Annotated in this window: 20 protein-coding genes; 13 read left to right on the top strand and 7 right to left on the bottom strand. The window is 70.3% G+C overall.

The window, feature by feature from the left end; genetic code table 11:
• The first annotated feature begins 54 nt into the window (after positions 1–54).
• The 5 genes from ACOGXI_RS11915 (at position 55) to ACOGXI_RS11895 (ending at position 6353) form a co-directional block, all read left to right on the top strand.
• The gene (locus ACOGXI_RS11915; RefSeq protein WP_419939065.1) at positions 55–261 is read left to right on the top strand and encodes a cold-shock protein; all 207 of its coding nucleotides are present in this window, start codon (positions 55–57) and stop codon (positions 259–261) included.
• Between the two features lie 176 nt (positions 262–437).
• A complete protein-coding gene (polA, locus tag ACOGXI_RS11910) occupies positions 438–3230 on the top strand; it encodes a DNA polymerase I (RefSeq protein ID WP_419939064.1) in 2793 nt (930 codons plus the stop codon).
• On the top strand, positions 3227–4441 hold the full coding sequence (locus tag ACOGXI_RS11905; RefSeq protein ID WP_419939063.1) for a serine hydrolase domain-containing protein: 1215 nt from the start codon (positions 3227–3229) through the stop codon (positions 4439–4441). The genes polA and ACOGXI_RS11905 overlap by 4 nt, the downstream gene beginning before the upstream one ends.
• A gap of 99 nt (positions 4442–4540) precedes the next feature.
• Positions 4541–5632, top strand: a complete 1092-nt coding sequence (locus ACOGXI_RS11900; RefSeq protein ID WP_419939062.1) for an NAD-dependent epimerase/dehydratase family protein — start codon at positions 4541–4543, stop codon at positions 5630–5632.
• A 4-nt stretch (positions 5633–5636) separates the two neighbouring features.
• Positions 5637–6353: a spondin domain-containing protein gene (locus ACOGXI_RS11895; RefSeq protein ID WP_419939061.1), complete on the top strand. Its 717-nt coding sequence runs from the start codon at positions 5637–5639 to the stop codon at positions 6351–6353.
• Between the two features lie 269 nt (positions 6354–6622).
• Here the strand turns inward: ACOGXI_RS11895 and ACOGXI_RS11890 are convergent, their stop codons facing one another.
• The 7 genes from ACOGXI_RS11890 to ACOGXI_RS11860 form a co-directional block, all read right to left on the bottom strand.
• Complete coding sequence (locus tag ACOGXI_RS11890; protein WP_419939060.1) at positions 6623–7009, bottom strand: hypothetical protein; 387 nt, start codon at positions 7007–7009, stop codon at positions 6623–6625.
• Positions 7006–7881 carry a cytochrome b/b6 domain-containing protein gene (locus tag ACOGXI_RS11885; protein WP_419939059.1) on the bottom strand — a complete coding sequence of 292 codons (876 nt, stop codon included), beginning with the start codon at positions 7879–7881 and terminating at the stop codon, positions 7006–7008. The genes ACOGXI_RS11890 and ACOGXI_RS11885 overlap by 4 nt, the downstream gene beginning before the upstream one ends.
• Positions 7882–8880 (bottom strand): FAD binding domain-containing protein, encoded by a 999-nt coding sequence (locus ACOGXI_RS11880; protein WP_419939058.1) that lies wholly within the window; start codon positions 8878–8880, stop codon positions 7882–7884.
• Between the two features lie 13 nt (positions 8881–8893).
• The gene (locus tag ACOGXI_RS11875) at positions 8894–11290 is read right to left on the bottom strand and encodes a xanthine dehydrogenase family protein molybdopterin-binding subunit (protein ID WP_419939057.1); all 2397 of its coding nucleotides are present in this window, start codon (positions 11288–11290) and stop codon (positions 8894–8896) included.
• 13 nt (positions 11291–11303) lie between these two features.
• The gene (locus ACOGXI_RS11870) at positions 11304–11936 is read right to left on the bottom strand and encodes a (2Fe-2S)-binding protein (protein ID WP_419939056.1); all 633 of its coding nucleotides are present in this window, start codon (positions 11934–11936) and stop codon (positions 11304–11306) included.
• A 103-nt stretch (positions 11937–12039) separates the two neighbouring features.
• Entirely contained in the window at positions 12040–14181 is a 2142-nt protein-coding gene (locus ACOGXI_RS11865; RefSeq protein ID WP_419939055.1) for a hypothetical protein, read from the bottom strand.
• The gene (locus ACOGXI_RS11860) at positions 14153–14536 is read right to left on the bottom strand and encodes a hypothetical protein (protein ID WP_310755015.1); all 384 of its coding nucleotides are present in this window, start codon (positions 14534–14536) and stop codon (positions 14153–14155) included. Before ACOGXI_RS11860 ends, ACOGXI_RS11865 begins: the two co-directional genes overlap by 29 nt.
• Positions 14537–14764: 228 nt before the next feature.
• Between ACOGXI_RS11860 and ACOGXI_RS11855 the strand changes: the two genes are divergently transcribed.
• The 8 genes from ACOGXI_RS11855 to ACOGXI_RS11820 all read left to right on the top strand — a co-directional run bounded on the left by ACOGXI_RS11855 (position 14765) and on the right by ACOGXI_RS11820 (position 22849).
• Positions 14765–16117: an HD domain-containing protein gene (locus ACOGXI_RS11855; RefSeq protein WP_419939054.1), complete on the top strand. Its 1353-nt coding sequence runs from the start codon at positions 14765–14767 to the stop codon at positions 16115–16117.
• A 26-nt stretch (positions 16118–16143) separates the two neighbouring features.
• Positions 16144–17064 carry a radical SAM protein gene (locus ACOGXI_RS11850; protein WP_419939053.1) on the top strand — a complete coding sequence of 307 codons (921 nt, stop codon included), beginning with the start codon at positions 16144–16146 and terminating at the stop codon, positions 17062–17064.
• Positions 17054–17857 (top strand): metallophosphoesterase family protein, encoded by an 804-nt coding sequence (locus tag ACOGXI_RS11845; RefSeq protein ID WP_419939052.1) that lies wholly within the window; start codon positions 17054–17056, stop codon positions 17855–17857. Before ACOGXI_RS11850 ends, ACOGXI_RS11845 begins: the two co-directional genes overlap by 11 nt.
• Positions 17858–18014: 157 nt before the next feature.
• Positions 18015–18854: a sigma-70 family RNA polymerase sigma factor gene (locus ACOGXI_RS11840; protein ID WP_419939051.1), complete on the top strand. Its 840-nt coding sequence runs from the start codon at positions 18015–18017 to the stop codon at positions 18852–18854.
• A 4-nt stretch (positions 18855–18858) separates the two neighbouring features.
• On the top strand, positions 18859–19827 hold the full coding sequence (locus tag ACOGXI_RS11835) for a histone deacetylase (protein ID WP_419939050.1): 969 nt from the start codon (positions 18859–18861) through the stop codon (positions 19825–19827).
• A gap of 48 nt (positions 19828–19875) precedes the next feature.
• Positions 19876–21111 carry a M24 family metallopeptidase gene (locus tag ACOGXI_RS11830; protein WP_419939049.1) on the top strand — a complete coding sequence of 412 codons (1236 nt, stop codon included), beginning with the start codon at positions 19876–19878 and terminating at the stop codon, positions 21109–21111.
• Positions 21108–22145: a dipeptide epimerase gene (locus tag ACOGXI_RS11825; RefSeq protein ID WP_419939048.1), complete on the top strand. Its 1038-nt coding sequence runs from the start codon at positions 21108–21110 to the stop codon at positions 22143–22145. The genes ACOGXI_RS11830 and ACOGXI_RS11825 overlap by 4 nt, the downstream gene beginning before the upstream one ends.
• Positions 22142–22849, top strand: a complete 708-nt coding sequence (locus tag ACOGXI_RS11820) for a phosphoribosylanthranilate isomerase (RefSeq protein ID WP_419940193.1) — start codon at positions 22142–22144, stop codon at positions 22847–22849. Before ACOGXI_RS11825 ends, ACOGXI_RS11820 begins: the two co-directional genes overlap by 4 nt.
• Positions 22850–22861 lie beyond the last annotated feature (12 nt).

The following is a 22861-nucleotide window of genomic DNA, read 5'->3' as shown; positions in this document are numbered from 1 at the left end:
GCCAGCCGCGCGACGCGCCCGCAACACCCATCACCGAGGTTCGCAGGAGGCAGGATGCCATCAGGTACGGTAAAGTGGTTCAACGACTCCAAGGGGTACGGTTTCATCGAGCAGCCCGACGGCGGCGCTGACGTCTTCGTGCACTATTCTTCCATCGATATGGACGGGTACAAGACGCTCGTGGAAGGGATGGAAGTGGACTACGAGTTCACGCAGGGCGAGAAGGGCCTGCATGCGACCCGCGTCGTGCGCACCACCTGACCGGACGCCACAGCCGGAGCTTCACGCGCCCCGCCCCGCCCGGCGGGGCGTTTTTTTTGTCTGCGGGTTGTCAGCGGGTTGTCACCGGGCTTTGCCACGGACCGCCCCCCGGCCATACATAGATGCCATGTTGACCATCGCCGACAGCCCGTGAACGCCGTGCGGCGGCGCCACGCATGGTGAAGCCCTCACACGCCGCGGGTCCGTCGCTCTTCCTGCTCGACGGTTACGCGCTCATCTACCGCGCGTTCTTCGCCATGATCAACCGGCCGCTCACCACCTCGAGCGGCGAGAACACGTCGGCTCCCTACGGCATCGCCCGCTTCCTCATGCGGCTGATCGGCGATCACGCACCCGACTATCTCGGCGTCGCGTTCGATGCCGGCGACAGCTTCCGCACCGACATCTACCCGGAATACAAGGCCACGCGAGAAAAGATGCCCGACGAACTCCGAGCATCCCTCCCCAGGTGCCGGGAGGTCTTCGACGCCTTCCGGGTGCCCGTCATCGAGGCGGACGGGTGGGAGGCGGACGACGTGATCGGGACCCTCGCCCAGGAGGCCGCAAGCCGCGGTCTGAACACCGTCATCGTCTCCGGAGACAAGGACTTCCATCAGCTCGTGGACGATCGCACCGCGTTGCTCAACCCGGGCCGCGGCGGGCCCGCCGGCGTGGAGCAGGTGTGGGTCACGCCGGACAATGCGGAGGAGCGGCTCGGCGTGCCGCCGGAGCGCGTGACCGACTTCCTGGCGCTCCTCGGCGACTCGTCGGACAACGTCCCCGGCGTGCCCGGCATCGGGAAGAAGACGGCGCCCGCCCTCATCCGGCAGTTCGGCGACCTCGAGTCGATCCTGACGCGCGCGGAAGAGATCACGGCCGCGCGGGCCCGCAACGCGCTCCTCAAGCATGCGGATGACGCGCGGCGCTCCCGGCAGCTGGTGACGATCCGGACCGATGCGCCCGTGAGCCTGGATCTCGACAGCCTCCGGTCCCGGACGCTGGACGCCGAAAAGGCGGCGACCGTTTTCCGCGATCTGGAGTTCCACAACCTGCTCAGGGAACTGGAGGCTCCGGCGACCGAAGCCGAGCGCTTCGCGCCACGGGTGGACGTTGTGGCCGACACGGACGGGCTGGGTGACGTGCTGGCCGCATGCGCCGGAGGGCCGCGGATCGGGCTGTTCGCGGCCGGCAGTTCGGACGACCCGCTGAGCGCCGACCTCGTCGGCCTGGCGCTCGCCGCCTCCGAGGACCGCGCCTTCTACCTGCCCCTCGGACACCGGGCCCCGGAAGTCCAGCACGATGCGGCGGGGAACCCGACGCTCGCCTTCGATGCGGGCGAGACCGTCGGCCTGCCGGAGCTGACGTCGTCCGGCATGCGAAGCCTGCGCGAACTGCTGGCCTCGGACACGCCGAAACTCGGGCACGATCTCAAGTATGCCGCCCAGCTCCTGCGCCGGCACGGCGTCGAGTTGGGGGGGCTCGACGACGACGGCGCGTTCGACACGCGGATCTCCTCCTACTGCCTGGATCCGGCCCGCCGCGACCGCGCCCTCTCCACCCTCGGCCCCGATCGCCTGGGGGTCGCGCTCGAGACGGGCGACGCGATCACGGGCACGGGACGGAACCGTCTCCCGCTGGCATCGGTCGAGCCCGCGCGAGCCGCCGAGTGGGCCGGGCCCCGCGCCGCCCTCCTGCACCGCCTCGCGAGGGTCGACGAGGCCGACCTCGTGCGCACGGGCATGGGCCGCCTCTTCCGCGAGGTCGAGATGCCGCTCGTCGCGGTCCTCGCGAGCATGGAGCGGGCCGGCATCGCGATCGACCTCGACTTCTTCGGTGACCTCCGGGCCCGCCTGCGCCGCGACCTCGACGCCGTGCGCTCGGAGATCCACAAGATCGCCGGGACCGAGGTCAACCTCCGCTCCGTGCCGCAGATGCGGGCGCTGCTCTTCGACCAGCTCGCGCTGCCCGTCCTCAAGAAGACGAAGACCGGCCCCTCGACGGACGAGTCGGTGCTCGAACAACTCGCGGCCATGGGTCACGACCTTCCGCGCCTCATCCTCGAACACCGGGAACTCGACAAGCTGGACGGCACGTACGTGAGCGTGCTCCCGAGGCTGATCGACGCCGAGGGGCGCATCCACACCCGCTTCAACCAGACCGTCGCCGCGACGGGCCGACTCTCCTCCTCGGACCCGAACCTCCAGAACATCCCGATCCGGCGCGCCCTGGGGCGCGAGATCCGGAAGGGGTTCGTCGCCGCCCCCGGCCACCGGTTCGTGGGGGCGGACTACTCGCAGATCGAACTCCGGGTGATGGCCCACCTCTCCGGGGATGAGGCGTTCGTGGAAGCGTTCCGGGCGGAGCGCGACATCCACCGGGAGACCGCGGCCCGGATCTTCGGGGTCGAGGCGGATGACGTGACGCCGACCATGCGCGAGCAGGCGAAGACGATCAACTTCGCGACCATCTACGGCCAGGGCCCGTTCGCGCTCGCCCAGCAACTCGGCATCTCACGGACGCAGGCGGGCGAGTTCATCGCCGGATACTTCGAGAGGTTCGCGGGCGTCGCGGCCTACCTCGAGGAGATGAAGGAAGTGGCGCGGGACCGGAACTACGTCGAGACGCTGTTCGGGCGTCGGCGGTACATCCCCGAGATCCGATCCAGGAACCCCGGGATTCGCGGCTACGGCGAACGGACCGCGACGAACTCTCCCATCCAGGGATCCGCGGCGGACCTCATCAAGGTGTCGATGATCCGCCTGCACGCACGTCTCGCGGGAACCGAGGCCCGCATGCTGCTGCAGGTGCACGACGAGTTGCTCATCGAGGCCCCGGAGAACGAGGTTGAAGCCATCGGCCGGATCGTGCGCGAAGAGATGGAGGGAGCCATCGAACTGACGGTCCCCCTGCGCGTCGATCTCGGCATCGGCCGCAGTTGGTACGACTGCAAATTCGGGAAGGGACCGTGAACGCAGCCCGCACCGCCCTCATCGCCCGCACCGCCCTCGGTGCCTGGACGATGTCCGCGCTCGCGTGCGCGCCGCCGTCCACGCCCGACCGATCCTTGCCGGAGGGGGCCGCGGACGGATCCCCGCGGGCGCTCGTCGAGTCGGCGCTGCTGCCGACCGTCACGACTCGCGGCGAGCCCGTCGCGCGACCCTCGCTCGCCGACCGCATGGCCGAACTGGGCGTGCCCGGCGTCAGCGTGGCCGTCCTCGTCGACGGCGAGATCGCCTGGGCCCGCGGCTACGGGCTCGCCGACGTCGAATCGGGCCGGCCCGTGACGCCGAACACGCTGTTCCAGGCCGCGTCCATCTCGAAGCCCGTGGCGGCGCTCGCGGCCCTGCGGCTCGTGGAATCGGGCCGCGTCGACCTCGATGGCGACGTCAACGCCCATCTCAAGCGTTGGCGAGTGCCGGGAAACGAGTTCACCGAGGGGGCGCCCGTCACCCTGCGGGGGCTTCTCACGCACCGGGCCGGCCTCACCGTGTGGGGCTTCCCCGGGTACGGTCCGGACGAGGGGGCGCCGGACGGACCGGGCGTCCTCGATGGCCGCGGCAACACGGACCCCGTGCGCGTCTACAAGGCGCCGGGGGAGAGTTGGCGCTACTCCGGCGGCGGATACACCGTGATGCAGCAACTCGTGGCGGATGTCCACGGCGCGCCGTTCGCCACCGTCATGCGAGAGGAAGTCCTCGACCCGATCGGGATGTCGCGCTCGACGTACGAGCAGCCGATCCCGCCCGAGCGGCAGGACGACATCGCGACGGGCTACCGGGCGGACGGCGAGCGCGTCCCGGGCGGGTGGCACACCTATCCCGAACAGGCGGCCGCCGGCCTGTGGACGACGCCGAGCGAACTCGCGCTCTACGCCCGCGAGATGCAGCGCGCGTGGAGGGGCGAGTCGGATCTCGTGCTGGGAGAGGCGCTCGCCCGCGAGATGCTGACGCCCGACGCGGACGACTGGGGGTTGGGCCCCGCGATCTCCGAGGACGGCGAACGTTTTCGGCACGGCGGCTCGAACCAGGGGTTCCGCTGCACGTTCGCGGCGTACATCGAGGGGGACGACGGCGTCTTCGTGATGACGAACTCCGACTCGGGGGGCGAGCTTGCGGCCGAGGTCGCGATCACCGTCGCGCACGCATACGGCTGGTCCGGGCCGCGCCCCGAAGAGAGATGACGGAAGACAGCAGGGGAAAGCACAGGCAGGAAAGCACAGGCAGGAAAGCACAGGAAAGGGCAGATCACGATGACATGGAACCAGACCCGCCGAGAGTTCGTGCAGACATCCGCCCGCGCCGGTGGCGCGCTCGGCGTACTCGGCGCCTTCGGCTCCGCCGCCTGCGCGGGCGCCGCCGACCGGCCCCTCCGCATCCTCATCCTGGGCGGGACCCGTTTCATTGGCCCTCACCAGGTGAAGTACGCGATCGACCGGGGACACGAGATCTCGATCTTCACGCGCGGGCAGACCGAACCGCCCTTCTATCACGACTACTTCGAGCGCGTCGAACACCTGATCGGCGACCGGACGAGCGACCTGTCCGCGCTCGAGGGTCGGGAGTGGGACGCCGTCATCGACAACTCCGCCTCCTACCCGAGCTGGGTCGCCTCGACCGCGGAACTCCTGCGCGACCAGGTCGACCGCTACCTTTTCGTCTCGTCCATCTCCGCCTACGCCGACTTCGCCACGGTCGGGATCGATGAGGACTACCACGTCGGGCAGTTGTCGCCGGACGAGGCCGAAGACGACGGAGGATACGGACCGAGGAAGGCGCGCTGCGAGGCGTACGCGCGCGAGGCGTTCGGGGAGAACGCGATCATCGTGCGCCCGGGGCTCATCATCGGGCCCGGAGACAACACGGATCGCTGGACCTACTGGCCGGTGCGGGTCGACCGCGGCGGCGAGGTCCTGGCCCCGAACACCCCCGCCGATCCGGTGCAGAACGTCGACGCCCGCGACCTCTCCGAGTGGATCGTGCGCCTCGTCGAGGGCCCCGGGAACGGAGGCACGTACAACGCCACGGGCGAAGTGCAGCAGTTCGGCGACATGCTGGAGGAGATTCGCGGCGCGCTCGGCTCCGACGCCACCTTCACCTGGGTGTCGACCGAGTTCATGCAGGAGCACGAGGTGGCGCCATGGGGCCACATGACGAACTGGACGCCGCCCGAAGGGGAGACGGTGGGGATGAACCAGGTCTCGGTGGCAGCCGCCATGCAGGCCGGGCTCACCTTCCGCCCGCTCGCCGACACCGCCCGCGACACCGTCGAATGGTGGAACTCGCTCCCCGAGGAGCGCCGCGCCGCCCCCGTGGCCGGCCTTCCCGCCGAACTGGAAGCCGAGGTCCTCGCCGCCTGGCACGCCCGCGCCTGAAGAAATGCTCCTGAACGCCCCGATCCGGCGGCCCTCGCTCGCGACCGTCCTCGCAGCCACGCTCGCGTGCGGCGGCGCCGGGACCGAACCGGCGCCGAGGCCCGACCCGGAGCCGGAGCCCGAGCCGCCGCCGGCTGCGGCGACCACGGCGACGTACCGCGTGGTCTTCGAGGCGACGTGGAGCGCGTCGACGCACCCGACCAACTTCCCTGGGGGAGCCCACTTCTCGCCGCTGATCGGCGCCGTGCACGACGAAGACGCGACCTTCTGGGCACCGGAGGGCGCCGCCACGCCGGGGATCGAGAGCATGGCGGAAACCGGAAGCACGAGTGCTCTGACGAATGAGATTCAGGCCGAAATCCCGGACAACGCGCTCGCGGTCGTCAACGGGTCCGGGATCCGCAGCCCCGGCGCCAGGACGATCCAGGCGGTCACGCTTCGCGAGGACTTCCCGCTGGTCACCCTGGTCACGATGATCGCCCCGAGCCCGGACTGGTTCGTGGGCGTGTCGGGGCTTTCGCTGCGGGATGCCGCGGGAAACTGGATCGAGGAACTCGAGGTGGTCCTCTACCCCTACGACGCGGGGACGGACAGCGGGCCTTCCTACAATTCGGCCAACGACGATACGCAGCCGAGGGAACCGATTCACAGCCTGCGGGGCGTGAATCCCTTCTCCGACGAACCCATCGGCACCTTCACCTTCACGCGCACGGACGCATAGCCAGGCGGCGATTCACGAGGCAGTAGCGAGTCACCGCCACATCTCCTCGTCGATTTCCTCGAACACCCTCGTCGCTTCCTTGAATTCCCGGTACTCCTCCTCGGTCCAGTCGCCGGCGAACCGCGCGAGGCCGTTGGACCTCCGTCTCCCGACCCCGAGGCTCTGGCGGAGGAGATCGATGACGGTCTGGTTGAGCGACCGGCCGCGGCGTCGCTTTTCGGCATCCAGCGCGCGGGCGAGTGCGCAGCAATTGCTGCGATCAGCAGCCGTCAGACGACGTCGTCGAGGAGGAAGAGGTCGGTGAGGAGCGCCCTCAGGTGGGACGAGGCGTTGAGGTTGTCGATCAACTGCGAGCTGATCGTCTCCTGGGTGAGGACGAGCCGCACGGCGGCCCCGGCCCGGGCGGCGTCCGCGGACGTGACGTCGATCATCTCTCCGTAGGCGCCGGCCGGCTCGAGTCCCTCCGCCGCGACGAGGCCGCCAAGGTCGTTCGCCAGCGCCCGGAGCGCGGCATCCGTTCGGCTCAGGTATTCCCGCAACTGGCCGCCGACCTTCGAGGCTTCCTCCTGCTCGGCGCCGAGCGCGGCGTAGGAGAGGAAGAACTCGTACGCCTTTTCGAGGACCTCGATGTGAGCCTTCAGCTCGTCGCGGCTCAAGCGGGCACGACCCCGTCGGGATCCGCGGACGACGCGCTCCCTCCGGCCGACTCGGCCCCGGCGGGCTCCGTCCCCAGCTTCCAGAGGTCCGGATCGTAGTGCTCGAGGTATTCCTCGCGCGTGATCCAGCCCTTGATCATGGAGCGGGTCATCCAGCGCTTCTCGGGCCGGATGGCGAAGTAAACGTGGGCGATGACCATCGTGACGAGCCCGACCCCGCACAGCCCGTGCATGACGAACACGAGCCCCCACGTGGAGTCGCCGAGGAAGTACGGATTGCTCGCCCAGAACCAGGTGTCGACCCCCACCATCATGAGGATCCCCGTGACGATCACCCCGCCCGAGACGAGCGTCACGGCGTTGTGGTAGGCGCGCTGGTCCAGGGGGTACTTCCCGGACCGCTCCTCCTTGGCCGGCTCGCGTCGCAGGAACTTCCCGATCGCCTGGAACGCCTGCCCGAGTTCCTTCGTCCCGGTCCACACGGACCAGAAGTCCTGTTTCGTCGTCGCGTGGATGATGTGGTAGATGATGAGGAGGGTGAGGACGACGCCGGCGATCCAGTGGATGGTGACCCAGGCGAACTGGACGCCGATCACGGGGAAGAACGCCGTGACGAGCAGCGTGAGCATGGTCGCCGCCATGAGCCAGTGGAACGTCCGGGACGCCTGTGAGTGGCGCTCCACGCGCTCGGGCACCTCGGGAGCCGCCTCCGACGCGCTCTTCGGAGCCTTGGGCGCCATGATCCAGACGTACAGATGGTGTCCGACCACGAACACGAAGCCGGCAATGGCGGCGGCCCAGAGCAGATCCCAGGCGACGCCGACGAGTACCTCCTGGCCCCAGGGATTCGGCGCCGTTCTGAGGATCTCCATTTAGGCCATGTCTCCCCGCACCGCGCGCCGGACGAGATTCCGCGCGAGCGGCACCTTGTAGTCGTTGTGGCGCAGCGGCTTGAAGCCGCGCGTGGCGAGTTCGCCGGCCGCCATGCCGGTGTCGTCGTCCGCCGGCATCCCCTGTACGAGGCGCTCGACATCGGTCAGCCGCACGGGCGTCGGGGCCACCCCGTTGATCGCGATCCGGGCGCGCTCGATCGTGCCGTTCGACTCCACGATCGCGGCGGCCACGCTGGCCAGCGCCCAGTCCCACGACTTCCGGTCGCGGACCTTCTCCCAGTAGAAGCGCGCGCCCGCCCAGTCGCCGGGGATGCGCACGTGCGTCAGGAGGTCTCCCGGCTCCAGCACGGTCATGCGCTGGATGTCGATCTCCGGGCCGACGAAGAAGTCCTCGGCCTCGTACACGCGCTCGCCGCCCGAACTGCGCACCATCATCTGCGCGCCGAGGGCGACCAGCGCCCCGGCCGTGTCCGCCCCGTTGACGGCCACGCAGCGGCTCTGTCCGGTCACGGCGTGCTCGCGGTTCATGGACTGCGGCGTCCCCGCGTAGCAGATGTTCCCGCCCGCGCGGTAGCACGGCCACCCGCCCCGGTAGTACCAGCAGCGCGTGTCCTGGATGAGGTTGCCGCCCAGCGTCCCCTGGTTCCGGATCTGCGGCGTCGCCACCTCGGCGGCGGCGTCGGCGAGGATTCCGAAGCGCGACCGCACCTCCTCGTTCGCCACCACGTCCCGCAGCGAGGTCATGGCGCCGATCTCGAGCCCGTCTCCGCTGGCGCGTATCCCGGTCAGCTCGCTCACGGAGCCCAGTTCGACGACGACGTCGGGCCGCTTGATGCGGTCCTTGAACCAGTCCATCGAGTCGAGGCCGCCGGCCAGGACCCAGGTGTTGTCGTGGCGCTCGAGCACGTCCAGCGCCTCGTCCACGCTCGTCGGCTGGAAGAGCTCGAACGCGGGCATCATGTCGCGAATCACGGCCATCGTTCTATCTCCCCTAGCTGTGGATCTCGGTGAGTGCGTGCGGCTGCGCCCGGCCCTCGAGTTCGGCCAGGATCACGTCCGTCGTCAGCGGGATCCGGCACAGGCAGCGCCCGCCGAGCGCGTCCGCGATCGCGGAGGTGACCGCGGCGGACCCGGCCCCGACCGGCGGCTCTCCGATCCCCTTGGCGCCGATCGGCGTCTGCGGGTCCGGCTCGCCCGCTGCCGCCCAGTCCATGCTGAGCGGCACGTCGAGGATGCCGGGAGGTCTTGCGGTGTAGAGCCGGTGAGCGAAGGGCACGCCCCACTTCGGGTCATACACCCACTTCTGGCTGCGCGCCTGCCCGAAGCCCTGCACGCTGCCGCCGTGGATCTGCGCCGCGAGGCTGCGCGGGTGCACGACGATCCCGCAGTCGGCCGATCCGGTGTAATCGACGAGCCGCACGTCGCCCGTCTCGGTGTCGAGTTCGACGACCGCGAAGCCCACGACCCACGACCAGGTCGAACCCTCGTGCGAGAAGTTGTCCCGGGCGACGCCCATGAGGCCCTGGCCCGCGAGTTGCGCGGCCGAAGCCCGCGTGTAGTCGTTGATGTCCTCCGGCAACTCCTCGCCGGAGTATTCGCCGCCCATGGCGATGGCGCGCTCCGAAGCCTGCGCGAAGCTCATGGAGCCCCCCGGCCCGGTCACGCGCGCGCCACCGACCCGGTATGCGCTCGCCGCACCGCCCAGCGCGGCGGCCGCGACCTCCTGCAGCTTCCGCTTCATGTCGAGCGCGGCGGCGTAGTTCGCGCGCGTGTGCGCGTGGATCGTCTGGCTCCCCGCCTGCACCGAGCTGTATGGATGGTGCTGCGAGCTGTCGCCCCAGATGACCGCGCAGTCGTCCCACTCGAGACCGAGTTCGTCCGCCGCGGCGCGGGCCGTGTCCGCCATGGAGTGTGTGCCGAGGTTCCCGATCCCCTGGTGGATGTACAGCGTCCCGTCGGGGCGAATGAGGAGGAGCCCGTCGAAACCCGACGAGCCGCCGACGTACGGGCTCACGCCGACGCCCACGCCCGTGACCTTCGTCCCGTTCCGCTGTCCGCTGAGCGCCTGCTTCCCGGCCCAGTCGAACTGCGCCGCGCCCACATCGATCGCCTCGCGCACGAAGGCGCTCGTGGTCGTCGCCCGCTGCGGCCCGAACTCCGAATCGTGCGTTGGGGCGTTGATCTTGCGGATCTCCACCCGGTCGATCCCCAGTTCGCGCGCCGCCTTGTCGACGAGCGGCTCGAGCATGGCGACGATCTGCGCGCCGCCCGGCGCCCGCTGCGCCGCCCGGGGCGGGGTGTTCGTGTAAAGCGTGAGGCCGCGGAACCGCATCGCATCGGGCTGGTACATGAGGTCCGTCACGGCGCCCGCGGTGTTGTAGTCGCCCGACCGCCCGTAGGGCCCGTGGTCCTGGACGATGTAGAGGTCGACCGCAGTGATCTTCCCATCGTTCCGGAAGCCCATCTTCGTCCAGGCCTGGAAACCCGGGCGGGCACGGCCGATGTAGTTCTCCTCGTAGCGGTTGATCCGCATCATCACCGGCCGCTGGATCTTCCTCGCGAGGAGCGCGGTGGCCTGGTAGATCGTGGCGCCGGCGATCTTGGAGCCGAACCCGCCGCCGCAGTACTGACCCACGAAGACGACATCCTCCGGATCGAGGCCCAGCTGCCCCGCCAGCGCCTGGTGGGTGCGTTGCGTGCTCTGCGTGGACCCGTACAGGTAGCAGCGGCCGTCCTCCCAGTACGCCATGGAGCTGCGCGGCTCCATCGGATGGTGGGTGAGCGACTGGTGTACGATCGTGTCCTCGAGGACGTAGTCCGCGTCGGCGAATGCCGCGTCGAGGTCGCCGTGCGTCCACTCGTCCGTCGGCTCGCCCATCGGCAGCCGGCCTTCGGCCTCGGCCGCGTCGAACTCGGCCTGCGGCCACTTGAGGGACACGAGTTCGCGCCCGTTCTCCCCGAAGCGCATGACGTTGCCCTCGAGGCGGGCGTTCGGGCCGCCGGGCCGCAGGCTGTCGAGCGGGTCGATCGCGAACGGGAGCGGCTCGAGGTCGATGTCGATCGCCTCGATCGCGTCCGCCGCCGTCGTCTCGTCGACCGCCGCCAGCGCGAGGATCGGCTCGCCCACGTACTTCGGCTCATCCGTGAGCGCGGCTTCGCCCGGTGCGTCGGGCTGGTTGACCTCGCTCGCCCGCAGGATCCCGAGCACCCCGGGCATCGCGAGCGCGCGGCTCGCGTCCACGCTGCGCACGCGCGCGTGCGGCATGGGGCTGAGGAGGAGCTTGGCGAACACCATGCCCTCCGCCCGGAAGTCCTCCGCGTACTTGGCTCGTCCCGTGACTTTCGCGCGCAGATCCGGCGGCGAAATGTCCTGTCCGATTAGCGCCATGACCGTCCTCCCCTCACACCGTGCGCCGCGCGTACTCGGCGGCACGCATGGCGGAGTTCAGGATTTTGTTGTAGTCCCCGCAGCGGCAGAGATTGCCGGAGAGCGCCTCCGCCGTCTCTTGGCGCGTGGGCTCGGGATTCTCGTTCGTCAGCGCGACCATGCTCATGATGAAGCCGGGCGCGCAGAAGGCGCACTGGAATCCGCCCTCGTCGATCACCGCCTGCTGCACGGGGTGCAGCGTGCCGTCCGCGCCCTCGAGCCCCTCGATCGTCGTCACCGACCGGTCGCGCACCACGTTCGTCAGCATCGAGCACGCGTAGTGCGAGACCCCGTCGATGAGCACCGTGCAGGCGCCGCACTCCGCGCGGTCGCACCCGAGCTTCGTGCCGGTGAGCCCGAGCTTGTAGCGGAGCGTCATCGCCAGCGTCTCCTGCGGCATGACATCCACCGAACGCGACACGCCGTTCACGTTCAGCGAAATCATGCGGGGCATCGACGCCCGCACCGCGGCGCTGGCCGACAGGCTCCGGGCCCGGAAGAGGTGACTGGAGGAGGAGACCACCGCGCCGGTCGCGATGACCCCCTTGATGAACGTCCTTCGGGAATGACCGGTTGGCGTCTCGGTCGTGATCTCGGCGTCACTCATGGGCGAACCTCAAGCAGGGAGCGGGAGACACAACGATCCACGGTGAATCCTTACATCGCCCGACCGGGGAAACAAGACTCCGGCCACGCTCCCGGCGCGGGCGTCACAGGATCCTGAGGAATCGGGGGTCCACGGAAAGGAGGAGGACCCAGTTCCCTTCGCTCCGAGCCGGCGATGGATCGCCGCGCAGGCCGCGCATGAGGTCGAGGCGCAGGATGTCGTAGAAAAGGCCCAGGCCCAGTCCGGCCGAGGCGCGGAGCCCCTCGCTTCCGCTCACGCCGAAGCGGCGGGCGGCGTCCTCCCCTGCGCTCCCGAGTCCGGCCCAGCCGATGGCGCCGACGGCGCGCAACCGCACCCAGGGTGAGGCGATGGCGCGGGACACCTCGGCGCGCCACAGTACCAAGCGGTCCCCGCCCCAGCCGCGAAACTCGTAGCCGGGCAGCGAACCGCGTCCGCCGAGCAGAAAGAGCCGCTGGGCCGGCAATTCCCCGCCGGCGAGACCGAATTCCACGCCACTCGCCCAGTCCCACGCGCCGTCCGAGCCGCCGCGGGCGGCCCGCAGCGCGACCGTGGCGCGCGTGTAGCCGAAGTTCCCGACGCCGCTCGCCGCCGCTTCGCCCGCGAGTTCCAGCCCCCAGCGCGCGCCCGGGCCGCTCGCGAGGTCGACCGTCAGGCCCGCATCGAGCCGTGCGAGGTCCCCCTCGTCAACGGGACGCACGGGGCGAAGCGGCCGATCGCCGAACAGTTCGGTCCCGACGACGAGATCCGCCCGCTCGTGTCTCTCGAAGGACGCGCCCACGCGCCAGCGCACGGGGCCGCCGCGGCGCGCGATCCCGATCCGTCCGCCGGTGGCGAGGTAGGGGTCCTCGTAGTCCTCTCCCTCGGCGAGGAGCGCGAGCGTGCGCAGCACCCCCGCGGCCGCAATCGGTCCCGCATCGCGATGAGCCCTGAGCCAGCCGTCGACCTCGACGTCGACCCCTCCCAGCCGGCGCCGCAGTCCGAGGTTCGCCTGAGGCCGCGCCGCCCCGATCGCGTGGCCGCCCCCGAACGACACCCGCGTGAGATCGTTCGGCCGGTAGGCGCCGCCGGCCCCGATGAACAGGCCCTCGGAACGCCGCGCCCGGATCCCCCCCGATGCGTTCGGAAGCGCGAGTTGCCAGCGTCGGCCCCCGAGCAGCGTCTGCCGCCGCAGAAGCTCGCGGGCCTTCGCGACCGCCGCCTCCGGATCGCCGTCGGCGCCTCCCGCCTCGATGGGCCCCCCGTAGAGCGGGTCTTCCCATGCATCGAAGCGGGCCAGTTCCTCCTCGCGATAGCTGTAGATGAGCTGGCCGGGGCCGAGGCTGAAGAGCGCCTCCTCGTCGAATTCGTAGTCGAGGACGCGGAGGCGGGTCCGGATGAGCGTCTCGAGCGGGAAGTCGAACCAGGGCAGCGAGCGTGTGATCTCGACCTCCTGCTCGTCGGGCAGCCAGTAACGGCCTCCCCACAGCGCCGAGCGCAGGTCGACGACGAGCCGCACGATCTGCGGATCGCGATAGGCGGCGGGGGTGAACGTGAGCCGCATGCGCGCGATGGCCCCCGTCTCCCGTTCGACGAAGAGCGACCCCACCGCGCCCGCGGCGGTGCGGTCCCGCGGACGGACCTCCAACTCGAAGACCCGGGCGGTTCGGTCGCGGAGCCGGATCTCGAGCGAGTCCGCGAGCCGGTATTCGTAGAACTCGCGCGCGCCCGCCCCCGCCGGATGAAGGACGTTCCGGATCTCGAGGCCGTCTCCGAGCCGGATCCGATCCCCGAAGTTGTCGAGGACGAGAAAGAGATGGTCGAGGTGATAATGGATGGTCGTCGGCAGCCGGCGTTCGTGTCGGCGCCCGACGATCGTCTGCATCGTCCGGTCCGGGTTCTGCCAGCGGACATCCAGCGCGAGCTGGTCCGCCCGGATGACGTGCCGTTCCCCGAGGATGTCGCCGAGGTAGTAGACGTGCCCCTGCACGTCGGCCCGAAATCGTTCGAGAGAACTGTCGGCCCAGGCGTGCCGCCGCGCTTCGATCGCGCGCTCGATGAGGGGAAGGGCCGCCTCGGAGTTCCAACCATCGGAGACCCCGGCCTGCGGAGCCGCGGCCGACGCTGCGGGGATTTCCTGGGCTCCGGTCCCGGACGCGAAGCAGAGCGTCGCCATGGCGACCACGGCGGTGGCCACAGCGGCGGCCACGATCCGCGGCTCAGCCGAAGAGATCCTCCTGCCCGTCATCATCCGATTCCATGACCCGGCGGAGTCTGCCGGCCCAGTACTCGACGTCGAACCCCTCTTCGTTCTTCAGCATCCGCTTGAGTACGGGCGACAGGTCGCGCAGCGCGCCCACGAGATCCTCGGCGATGGAGCCGGCCTCGGCGACCCGGGCTTCGTCCGGGAGCGACGCCATGTCCCGAAGGATGGAAGCCTCGGATCGAGACGCGGTGACGGGCTCGGGCCTGCTGGCGACGAAAACCTCCGTCCGCCTGCCGGGTCCCCGGTCTTCCTCGATCGGGAGCAGTCCCACGATCTGGTCGGAGCGCCAGTACTTCGCGTATCCGAGGTGGACCATCCGGTCGCGTTTGATCTCCACGCCGCCTCCCGTTCAGCATGTTCCCGCCTCGGAGATCCTCGAGGGCGCCCGGGGCGGAGGAACCCGACAGCCAAGGTCTGGCAAGCTCGCAAGGGCCCCGTCCGCGCCGCAACACCGCCGCCCGCCCGAACTGGCGGCATGCGGTGGCACGCGGCGGCCTCCGTTGGCATGCGGCGGCGGCCGTTGATTGCCCGTTGACGGCTCCGCCGAACATGTTCAGCGACACCCATGGCCAGAATACGCACGATCCGTGATCCCCTGTGGGGGAACGTCCGGCTGGACGAGGACGCGGCGGAGATTCTCGACACGCCCCAGTTCCAGCGACTGCGGCGCGTCAAGCAACTCGGCTTCGCGCACCTCGTGTATCCCGGCGGCGTCCACAACCGCTTCCTGCACGCCCTCGGGGTCTACCATCTCGTTTCGCGGGCCATCTCCTGCCTTGAGCGCGACGGACACCTCGACGCGCTGGACGCGGAGGCCATGGGCGAACTGCCCGTCGTTCGTCTCGGCGCGCTCCTGCACGATGTCGGGCATTACGCCTTCTCGCACGCGGTGGAGGAACTCGGTCCGGGAGCGATCCCGGGAGACCACGAGGAGATCGCGGCGCGCTTCATGGCGGCGGACCCTATCCGGCGCGTCCTCGAGCGGTACGGTCCGGATGCCGGGGCCCGCATCGGCGCCCTCATCCGCGGGCAGTCCGGCCACCCGTTGCAGGGGCTGATCTCGGGATCGCTGGACCTCGACAAGATCGACTACCTCCGGCGCGATTCCCTCTTCTGCGGTGTGCCGTACGGGGCCGTGGACGTGGATCGGCTGCTCCCGGCCCTCACGGTCGCGCGCGAAGGGGCCGGACGCCCGCTCGAACTCGCGGTCAGCGAGAAGGGACTCAGCGCGCTGGAGACGCTCCTCTTCTCGAAGTACCAGATGTTCCGCAACATCTACTGGCACCACGCCGTGCGCGCCGCGACGCTGACCTTCGTGCGCCTCGTCCAGACGGCGCTCCAAAGCGGTCTGCTCTCCCCGGAGGACCTGGCGGGTCCCAGCGACGAGGAACTGCTCTCGCTCATCGACCGGCGGATAGAACGATCGTTGGCGGGCCGGGGGCACGATCCCGCCTCGACGTTCGGTCGCGCCGCCCAGTTGCTGCGCGCTCTCGTGGACCGTCGCCTCCCGAAGCGGCTCGTGGAGTTGACGGGCGACCAGCTTCCGAACGCGTTGTCGTCGTGGCCGTCGCGTCGCGCGGACCTCGTCGCCGCGCTCGAGCGGCGCATGGCCCTCGAGTGGGGTCTGTCCGAGGGGGCGGTGATGCTCGACTACCCAAGCTACCCGGGCATGCTCGAGCTCAACCTGCTCCTTGTGCGGAACGACGGCGAAGTCCGCCGGCTGACCGAGATGGGCGAGCGCGGCCTCATCGACATCCCGCGGCTCGGACGTTCCCTGCACCACTCGGCGCGGGTGCTGCGCATCTTCTCCTTCGAACCTTCCGCGCCGCGCGATCCGAAGCCGGTGCTGGCGCTGATCGAAGCCGCCGAAGAGGAAGTGGAGGCACGGCTGGACTCGGGAACGGCAGTCCTGGCGTGAGGAGGCAGGCGCGGCGAATCCACTCGGTGGCGCCCGCGCCGAACGGCGCCGGGGCGGCCGGCGAGGCGCCTCTCGTGCAGCTCGACCACCTGGATACGCTCTGGTTCCAGGTCACCGGGACGGTCTGCAACCTGCGCTGCGTCCACTGCTTCATCAGCTGCGCCCCGGACAACCGCAGCTTCGAGTTCCTGTCGCTCGCCGAGGTCGAGGACTGGCTCCGGCGCTCGGAGGCGTGGGGCGTCAAGGAGTACTACTTCACCGGCGGCGAGCCCTTCATGCACCCCGATCTCCCGGCCATGCTGGAGCGGACCCTGGAGCGGGGACCGGCCTCCGTGCTGACGAACGGGACGCTGCTTCCCGCGCGGGCCCTGAAACCCATCGCCCGGATCGCGCGCGCGGCGAGCTACTCGCTCGAGATGCGCGTTTCTCTCGATGGGCCGTCGCCCGAGACGAACGACCCCATCCGGGGCGAGGGCACGTTCGACCGCGCCATGGACGGCGTTCGGAAGCTGCTCGAGGAGGGATTCCTCCCCATCATCACCGCCACGCAGGTGTGGGAACCGGAACAAGATGAGGAGGTGCGACAGGCGTTCGTCGCCCGGCTTCGGGCCCTCGGGTACGAGAACCCGCGGCTCAAGATCCTCCCCTCCCTCCGCATCGGACGCGAAGCGGATCGCGTGCGCCCGTACACGGACGAGGAGCGGGTGACGGAGGCGATGATGGAGGGGTACGACGAGAACCAACTGCTCTGCGCTTCGAGCCGGGTGGTGACGAACCGCGGCATCTACGCCTGCCCCATCCTCATCGAGACGCCGGCGGCCCGCATGGGTTCGACGCTGGAGGAGGCCTCCCGCCCGGTGCGGCTCGACGAGTCCGCGTGCTACACGTGCTGGCTGTACGGCGCGATCTGCTCCAACTACGGGGGCATCGGGCAGGATGTCTCCTGAACCGCGCCGGATCGCCGTCTTCGGCGGTGTCTACAGCAATCACCTGGCGCTCGCTGCCGCGATCGAGGACGCGACGGCGCGGGGAGCGGAGGCGCTCTACTGCCTGGGCGACCTGGGGGCGTTCGGCCCCCATCCGGACCGGGTCTTTCCGCTCCTCGTCGACCACGATGTGCGCGTCCTGCGCGGGAACTATGACGATTCAATCGCGCGCGGCCTCGACGATTGCCAGTGCGGCTACACCGATCCCCGCGACAACTACTTCGCGCGCCTCTCGTACCGCTACACGTTTCGGAACACGCACGAGCGGTGGCGCGGCTGGCTGGGCCGTCTCCCGGGCGAGATCCGCCTCGACGTGAACGGCACGCGGGTGCTCATGTGCCACGGCAGCCCCCGGCGCATGAACGAATTCCTCTGGGAATCCGCCACCTCGACGCAGTTCCTGACCTGGATCGCCCGCGAGTACGAGGCGGATGTCGTGCTCGCGACCCATACCGGGATCCCGTGGCAGCGCTCGCTGTCCGGCGGCGGGCTGTTCGCGAACGTCGGCGTGCTGGGCCGGCCCGCGAACGACGGGAGGACGGAGGTCTGGTACGCGCTGCTCGATTTCGGCGCCGCCTCCGGGGCGCCGCCGGCCCTCGAGTTCGTGCCCGTGGACTACGATCACGAGCGCCTCGCACGCGAGATGCGCGACGAAGCGCTGCCGGAGGAGTTCGTGGACACGATCCTCACGGGTTGGTGGACCACCTGCCTCGAGGTCCTCCCGGCTCGTGAGCGCGCCCGAGGCCGCTTCTGACGGGCTCCGCGGGTGGCGGATCCGGCGACAGATTTGCGGGCGCGCCCAGTCGCGCTAGCTTTGAGGGAGCGACCGACGTTTCGTGCGTGGCGGCCGACGCCGGCAGATCGGGCCGGCCGCCCGGCCTGGCCGACGCCCGCGAAGGGAGGAAGTTGCGATGGATCGCGAAGGTTTGTCGCCGAACATCCTCGAACGCTACCTCGAGGAACTGGGTCGTTATCCGCTCCTGAGCCCCAGCGAAGAACGCGAGACCGCCCGCTCCGCCCGCGGCGGGGACGCCTCCGCCCTCGACCGCCTCGTCCGTGCGAATCTGCGCTTCGTCATCTCGATCGCCCGACGCTACCGCAACAAGGGGCTGAGCTTCCTCGACCTCATTCAGGAGGGGAACGTCGGTCTGATCATTGCCGCCCGGAAGTTCGACCCGGACCACGGCGTGAAGTTCATCAGCTACGCCGTGTGGTGGATTCGCCAGGCGATCCTGTCCGCCATTGCGAAGCAGGGCCGGCCCGTGCGAGTGCCTCTCAACCGGGCGACCGAGTTGGCGCGCATGCTCCGCGTGCGGGGCGAACTGCGTCAGACTCTCGATCGCGAACCCAGCGATCGGGAAATCGCGGAGGGAGCGAAGCTGACGGCACCCACGGTCGCCCTGCTGCGGAGGCTGAACGCGCGCGAGGTTCGACTCGACGCGCGGGTCGGGGCCGCCGCCGACACCGATCTCGCGGAGCGGTTCCTCGCGGACGAAACGGATGTCGCGGAAGTCGTCGAAGGGCGTCTGCTGAAGCGGCACATCGCCGAGGGCCTGCGGCGTCTGCGGCCGCGGGACGCCCGCGTCGTCCGCCTGTACTACGGACTGCAGGGCGAAGACCCGCATACGCTGGAGCAGATCGGTCGCCTGCTGGGCGTGACGCGCGAACGCGTCCGCCAACTCCGGGACCGGGCGCTGCGGGAGTTGCGGGAAGGTCCCGAGGGGCAGAGCCTCGCCACGTTCGCGACCTAGGAGCTTGACGCGTCTGGGTCTGTTTCAGCATCCCGACTGCAGCCGGCACGACACGGGCTGGGGTCACCCGGAGCACCAGGGCCGGCTCCGCGCCGTGATGAGCGCGCTCGAGCGGGCGCTGCCCGAGCTTCACGAGGATGTCCTCCCCGTCATGCCGCCCCCGGCCGGCGTCGCCGAACTGGAGCGGGCCCACACGCCGGGACACGTGGAAAGGGTGCGGGCGATCTGCGACCGGTCCGTCGAGAGCGGACGGATCGAGCGGATCGATCCCGACACGCCCGTCTCGCCGGGAAGCTGGGACGCCGCCGTGGCCGCCTCCGGGTGCGGCGTCGCGGCGGTGGACGCGGTGCTCGACGGGATGTGCCGCGCCGCTTTCTGCGCCGTGCGCCCGCCGGGCCACCACGCGACGCCGGACCGGGCGATGGGCTTCTGCCTCTTCAATCACATCGCCGTGGCCGCCCGTCACGCCCTGGTCCGGCCGGAAGTCGAGCGGGTTCTGATCGTGGATTGGGACGTGCACCACGGAAACGGGACCCAGGACATCTTCTACGACGACCCCTCCGTCTTCTTCCTCTCGATGCACCAGCACCCGCTCTTCCCCGGCACCGGGTCGGCCGATGAACGAGGGCGGGGAGCGGGGGAGGGAACGACGCTGAATCTTCCCATGCCCGCGGGTCTCCCGCCCGAACGCTATGTGGAGACGCTGCTCGATGGCGTGGACCGGGCCACGGCCGACTTCGAGCCCGACATCACGCTCATCTCCGCCGGGTTCGACGCGGGGGCGGAAGATCCGCTGGGGGGCTTCACGCTCACCCCGGCGCACTTCGACGCCCTGACGCACGGGGTCGTCGAGCGGACGCCGGCCACGGCCCGAAACCGCGTGGTCTCCTTCCTCGAGGGCGGTTACAATCCCGACGAACTGGGACGCAACGTCGTCTCACACCTGACAGCCCTGCGCGACGCCACGGGCTGACCGCGCAGGATCTGGCCCGCAGCCGCCCCGCAGAACAGGAGCCCGGCCTTGCCCGACCTCGACGCCACCTTTCTGGAGACCGCTTCCCGCGAGCTCGAGCGACAGAAAACCGATGCCTGGCTGCTGTACGACTTCCGGGCCCTCAATCCGCTGGCGGCGCACCTCGTCGGCCTGCCCGAAGGCCAGAAACGCCGGTACTTCGTCCTCATCGAACCGGGGCGGACGCCGCACGCGCTCGTCCAGAAGATCGAGGTGTCCGGTTGGGAGGGGTGGCCGCACCGGCTCACGAGCTACGTCGGTTGGGACGAGATGGAGGCGGCGCTGCGCGAGATGCTGCGGGGCATGGATGCGGTCGCGATGGAGGTGAGCCCCCGGGACTCGATCCCGTATGTGGACCACGTCCCCGCCGGCGTCGTCGAACTGGTCGAGTCGCTCGGACCCCGAGTCGTCAGTTCGGTGGACCTGATCTCCGGGACGGCGGCCCAGTGGGGCGCGCACGGGCACGCACTGCACCACGGGGCGGCCGAGATCCTGGCGCGGACCGCGCGGACGGCGTTCGAACTGGCCGCGCGCGCGGCGGGACTGACGCCCGAGGCGGACCCCGGGACCGCCGCCGCCTTCGATACCTCCGACGAGCCCACCCCGGTTACGGAGCACGACCTCGCCGAGTGGATCCGGGCGCGCCTGCGCGCCGAGGGTCTGACGGAGGCGGACACGATCGTCGCGGTGGGTCCCAACGCCGCCAAGCCGCACTACGAACCCCGCGCGGAGGGATCGTCGACTCTGACGGCGGACCGGGTGTTCATGGTCGATCTGTGGGGGCGCGTGGCGGGGGAACCCGACGCGGTCTTCGCCGACCAGACGTGGATGGGCTTTCTCGGCCCGGCGCCGCCCGCCGACGTGATCGCCGGCTGGGACGCGGTCGTCGCGGCCCGCGACGCGGCGGTCGACGTCATCCGCGAAGACCCGGGCGCCACCGGCGCCGACGCGGACCGCGCCGCCCGGGACACGCTGATCGCGCGCGGCTACGAGGACGCCATCTTCCATCGCACCGGGCACGGCATCGACCGCGAACTCCACGGCGTCGGTCCCACCCTGGACAGCATCGAAATGCGGGACGACCGGCGGCTCGTGGCGGGCGTCGGCTTTTCCGTCGAGCCCGGCGTCTATCTGGAGGGACGCTTCGGCCACCGCACGGAGATCGACGTCTACATGCGCGAGGACGGGCCGGAAGTCACGCCGTCCCGCATCCAGTACAACCTCTGGCGGACGAGCGAGAGTTGAGAGTCTCCTGGGAGCAGTTCCACGTCGAGACGGCGCACCCCTTCGGCATCAGCCGGGGCGTGAAGACGGGTGACGACCTGGTGTGGGTGCGGCTGGAACACGAGGGGATCGAAGGCTGGGGCGAGGCGGATCCGTCCGGGTACTACGGGGAGACGGCGGACACGGTGGAAGCCGCGCTGAAGAAGCTGGCCCCCCGCCTCGAGGAGGTCGAAGATCCGTTCCGGCTCGAGAACATCGAGCGGGACCTCGCGAGCCTCCTCGGCCGCAACGGGTCGGCCCGCTGCGCGATCTCGTCGGCGCTTCACGACTGGGTCGGAAAGCGCGCCGGGCTTCCGCTCTGGAAGCTGTGGGGCCTGGATCCGGCCGACGCGCCGCTCAGTTCGTTCACGATCGGCATCGACGCTCCGGACGTCATGGCCCGCAAGACGCGCGAGGCCGAAGCGTGGCCCATCCTCAAGATCAAGCTCGGGAGCGACGACGACGAAGCGCGGCTGAGCGCCGTCCGCGGCGCGGCGCCCGACAAGATCCTGCGCGTGGACGCGAACGCGGCCTGGACTCCCGCCGAGGCCGTGGAGGGGATCGCGATGTGCGCCGATTACGGGGTGGAGTTCGTGGAGCAGCCGCTCCCCCCGACGGAAAACGACGAGTTGGCCTTCGTCCGTTCGCGCGCGGTGCTGCCCATCGTCGTGGACGAGTCGAGCATCGTGGCGAGCGACATCCCGCGACTCGACGGCCTCGTCGACGGCATCAACATCAAGCTGGCGAAGTGCGGAGGTCCGAGAGAGGCGCTCCGCATGGTGCACACCGCGCGCGCGTGCGGCCTCTCGGTCATGCTCGGGTGCATGCTGGAGACGAGCCTCGGGATCGCGCCCGCGGCGCACCTGGCCCCGCTCGTGGACTACGCGGACCTGGACGGCGCCGCGCTCCTCCGTTCCGATCCGTTCACCGGCCCGCATCTCGAGGAGGGTCGAATCGTCCTGCCCGACGGCCCGGGACTCGGCGTGGAGCGCGCCGCCGAGGGGGCGCCCGCCTGAGCCGGCCGAGGCTCGCGGTCAAGATCTGCTGCATCGAGAGCCCCGGGGAGGCCGCGCTCGCCGCCCGCTACGGGGCGACGGCGATCGGCCTCGTCTCCGCGATGCCGAGCGGGCCCGGGGTCATCGACGAGGCCAGGATCCGCCGCATCGCCGCCGGGGTCCCCCGCGGCGTCGCCACCTTCCTGCTCACGTCGCGAACGGACCCGGAGGAGATCGCGGCCCAACAGCGAGACGCCGGGGCCGACACGCTCCAACTCGTGGACCGGCTGGCGCCCGCTGCGCTCCGCGGTCTGCGCCGTCGTCTGCCGGGGGTCTCGCTCGTCCAGGTGGTGCACGTCCGGGGGGAACACTCGGTGGAGGAAGCGGTCGCGGTGGCGCCGCTGGTCGACGCGGTACTGCTCGACTCGGGCGACCCGGACCTCCCCGTGCGGCAACTCGGGGGCACGGGCCGCGTGCACGACTGGATCCACAGCCGCGCCATCGTCGAGCGGGCCGACTGTCCGGTTTACCTCGCCGGGGGCCTCCGGCCGCCCAACGTGGCCGCGGCCCTGCGTGCGGTCCGTCCCTTCGGCGTGGATGTCTGCTCGGGAGTGAGAACGGACGGACGGCTCGACGAGAGGCTGCTGCGACGCTTCATGCGCGCGGCGAGAGGCGCGGCGACCGGCGCGGAGAGCGGCGCGGCGACCGGCAACGGGGACGGTTAGCCGGCCAGGCCG

The organism is Candidatus Palauibacter sp., assembly GCF_965208055.1.
Lineage (GTDB): Bacteria > Gemmatimonadota > Gemmatimonadetes > Palauibacterales > Palauibacteraceae > Palauibacter.
Note: the sequence above shows the minus strand (reverse complement) of the source record. Positions and strands in the feature narration are given on the sequence as shown.

Coding starts and splice junctions, on each gene's coding strand:
- ACOGXI_RS11915 (WP_419939065.1), top strand. CDS start 55: ATGCCATCAGGTACGGTAAAGTGGTTCAACGACTCCAAGGGGTACGGT.
- polA (WP_419939064.1), top strand. CDS start 438: ATGGTGAAGCCCTCACACGCCGCGGGTCCGTCGCTCTTCCTGCTCGAC.
- ACOGXI_RS11895 (WP_419939061.1), top strand. CDS start 5,637: ATGCTCCTGAACGCCCCGATCCGGCGGCCCTCGCTCGCGACCGTCCTC.
- ACOGXI_RS11885 (WP_419939059.1), bottom strand. CDS start 7,881: ATGGAGATCCTCAGAACGGCGCCGAATCCCTGGGGCCAGGAGGTACTC.
- ACOGXI_RS11880 (WP_419939058.1), bottom strand. CDS start 8,880: ATGGCCGTGATTCGCGACATGATGCCCGCGTTCGAGCTCTTCCAGCCG.
- ACOGXI_RS11875 (WP_419939057.1), bottom strand. CDS start 11,290: ATGGCGCTAATCGGACAGGACATTTCGCCGCCGGATCTGCGCGCGAAA.
- ACOGXI_RS11870 (WP_419939056.1), bottom strand. CDS start 11,936: ATGAGTGACGCCGAGATCACGACCGAGACGCCAACCGGTCATTCCCGA.
- ACOGXI_RS11865 (WP_419939055.1), bottom strand. CDS start 14,181: ATGACGGGCAGGAGGATCTCTTCGGCTGAGCCGCGGATCGTGGCCGCC.
- ACOGXI_RS11855 (WP_419939054.1), top strand. CDS start 14,765: ATGGCCAGAATACGCACGATCCGTGATCCCCTGTGGGGGAACGTCCGG.
- ACOGXI_RS11845 (WP_419939052.1), top strand. CDS start 17,054: ATGTCTCCTGAACCGCGCCGGATCGCCGTCTTCGGCGGTGTCTACAGC.
- ACOGXI_RS11840 (WP_419939051.1), top strand. CDS start 18,015: ATGGATCGCGAAGGTTTGTCGCCGAACATCCTCGAACGCTACCTCGAG.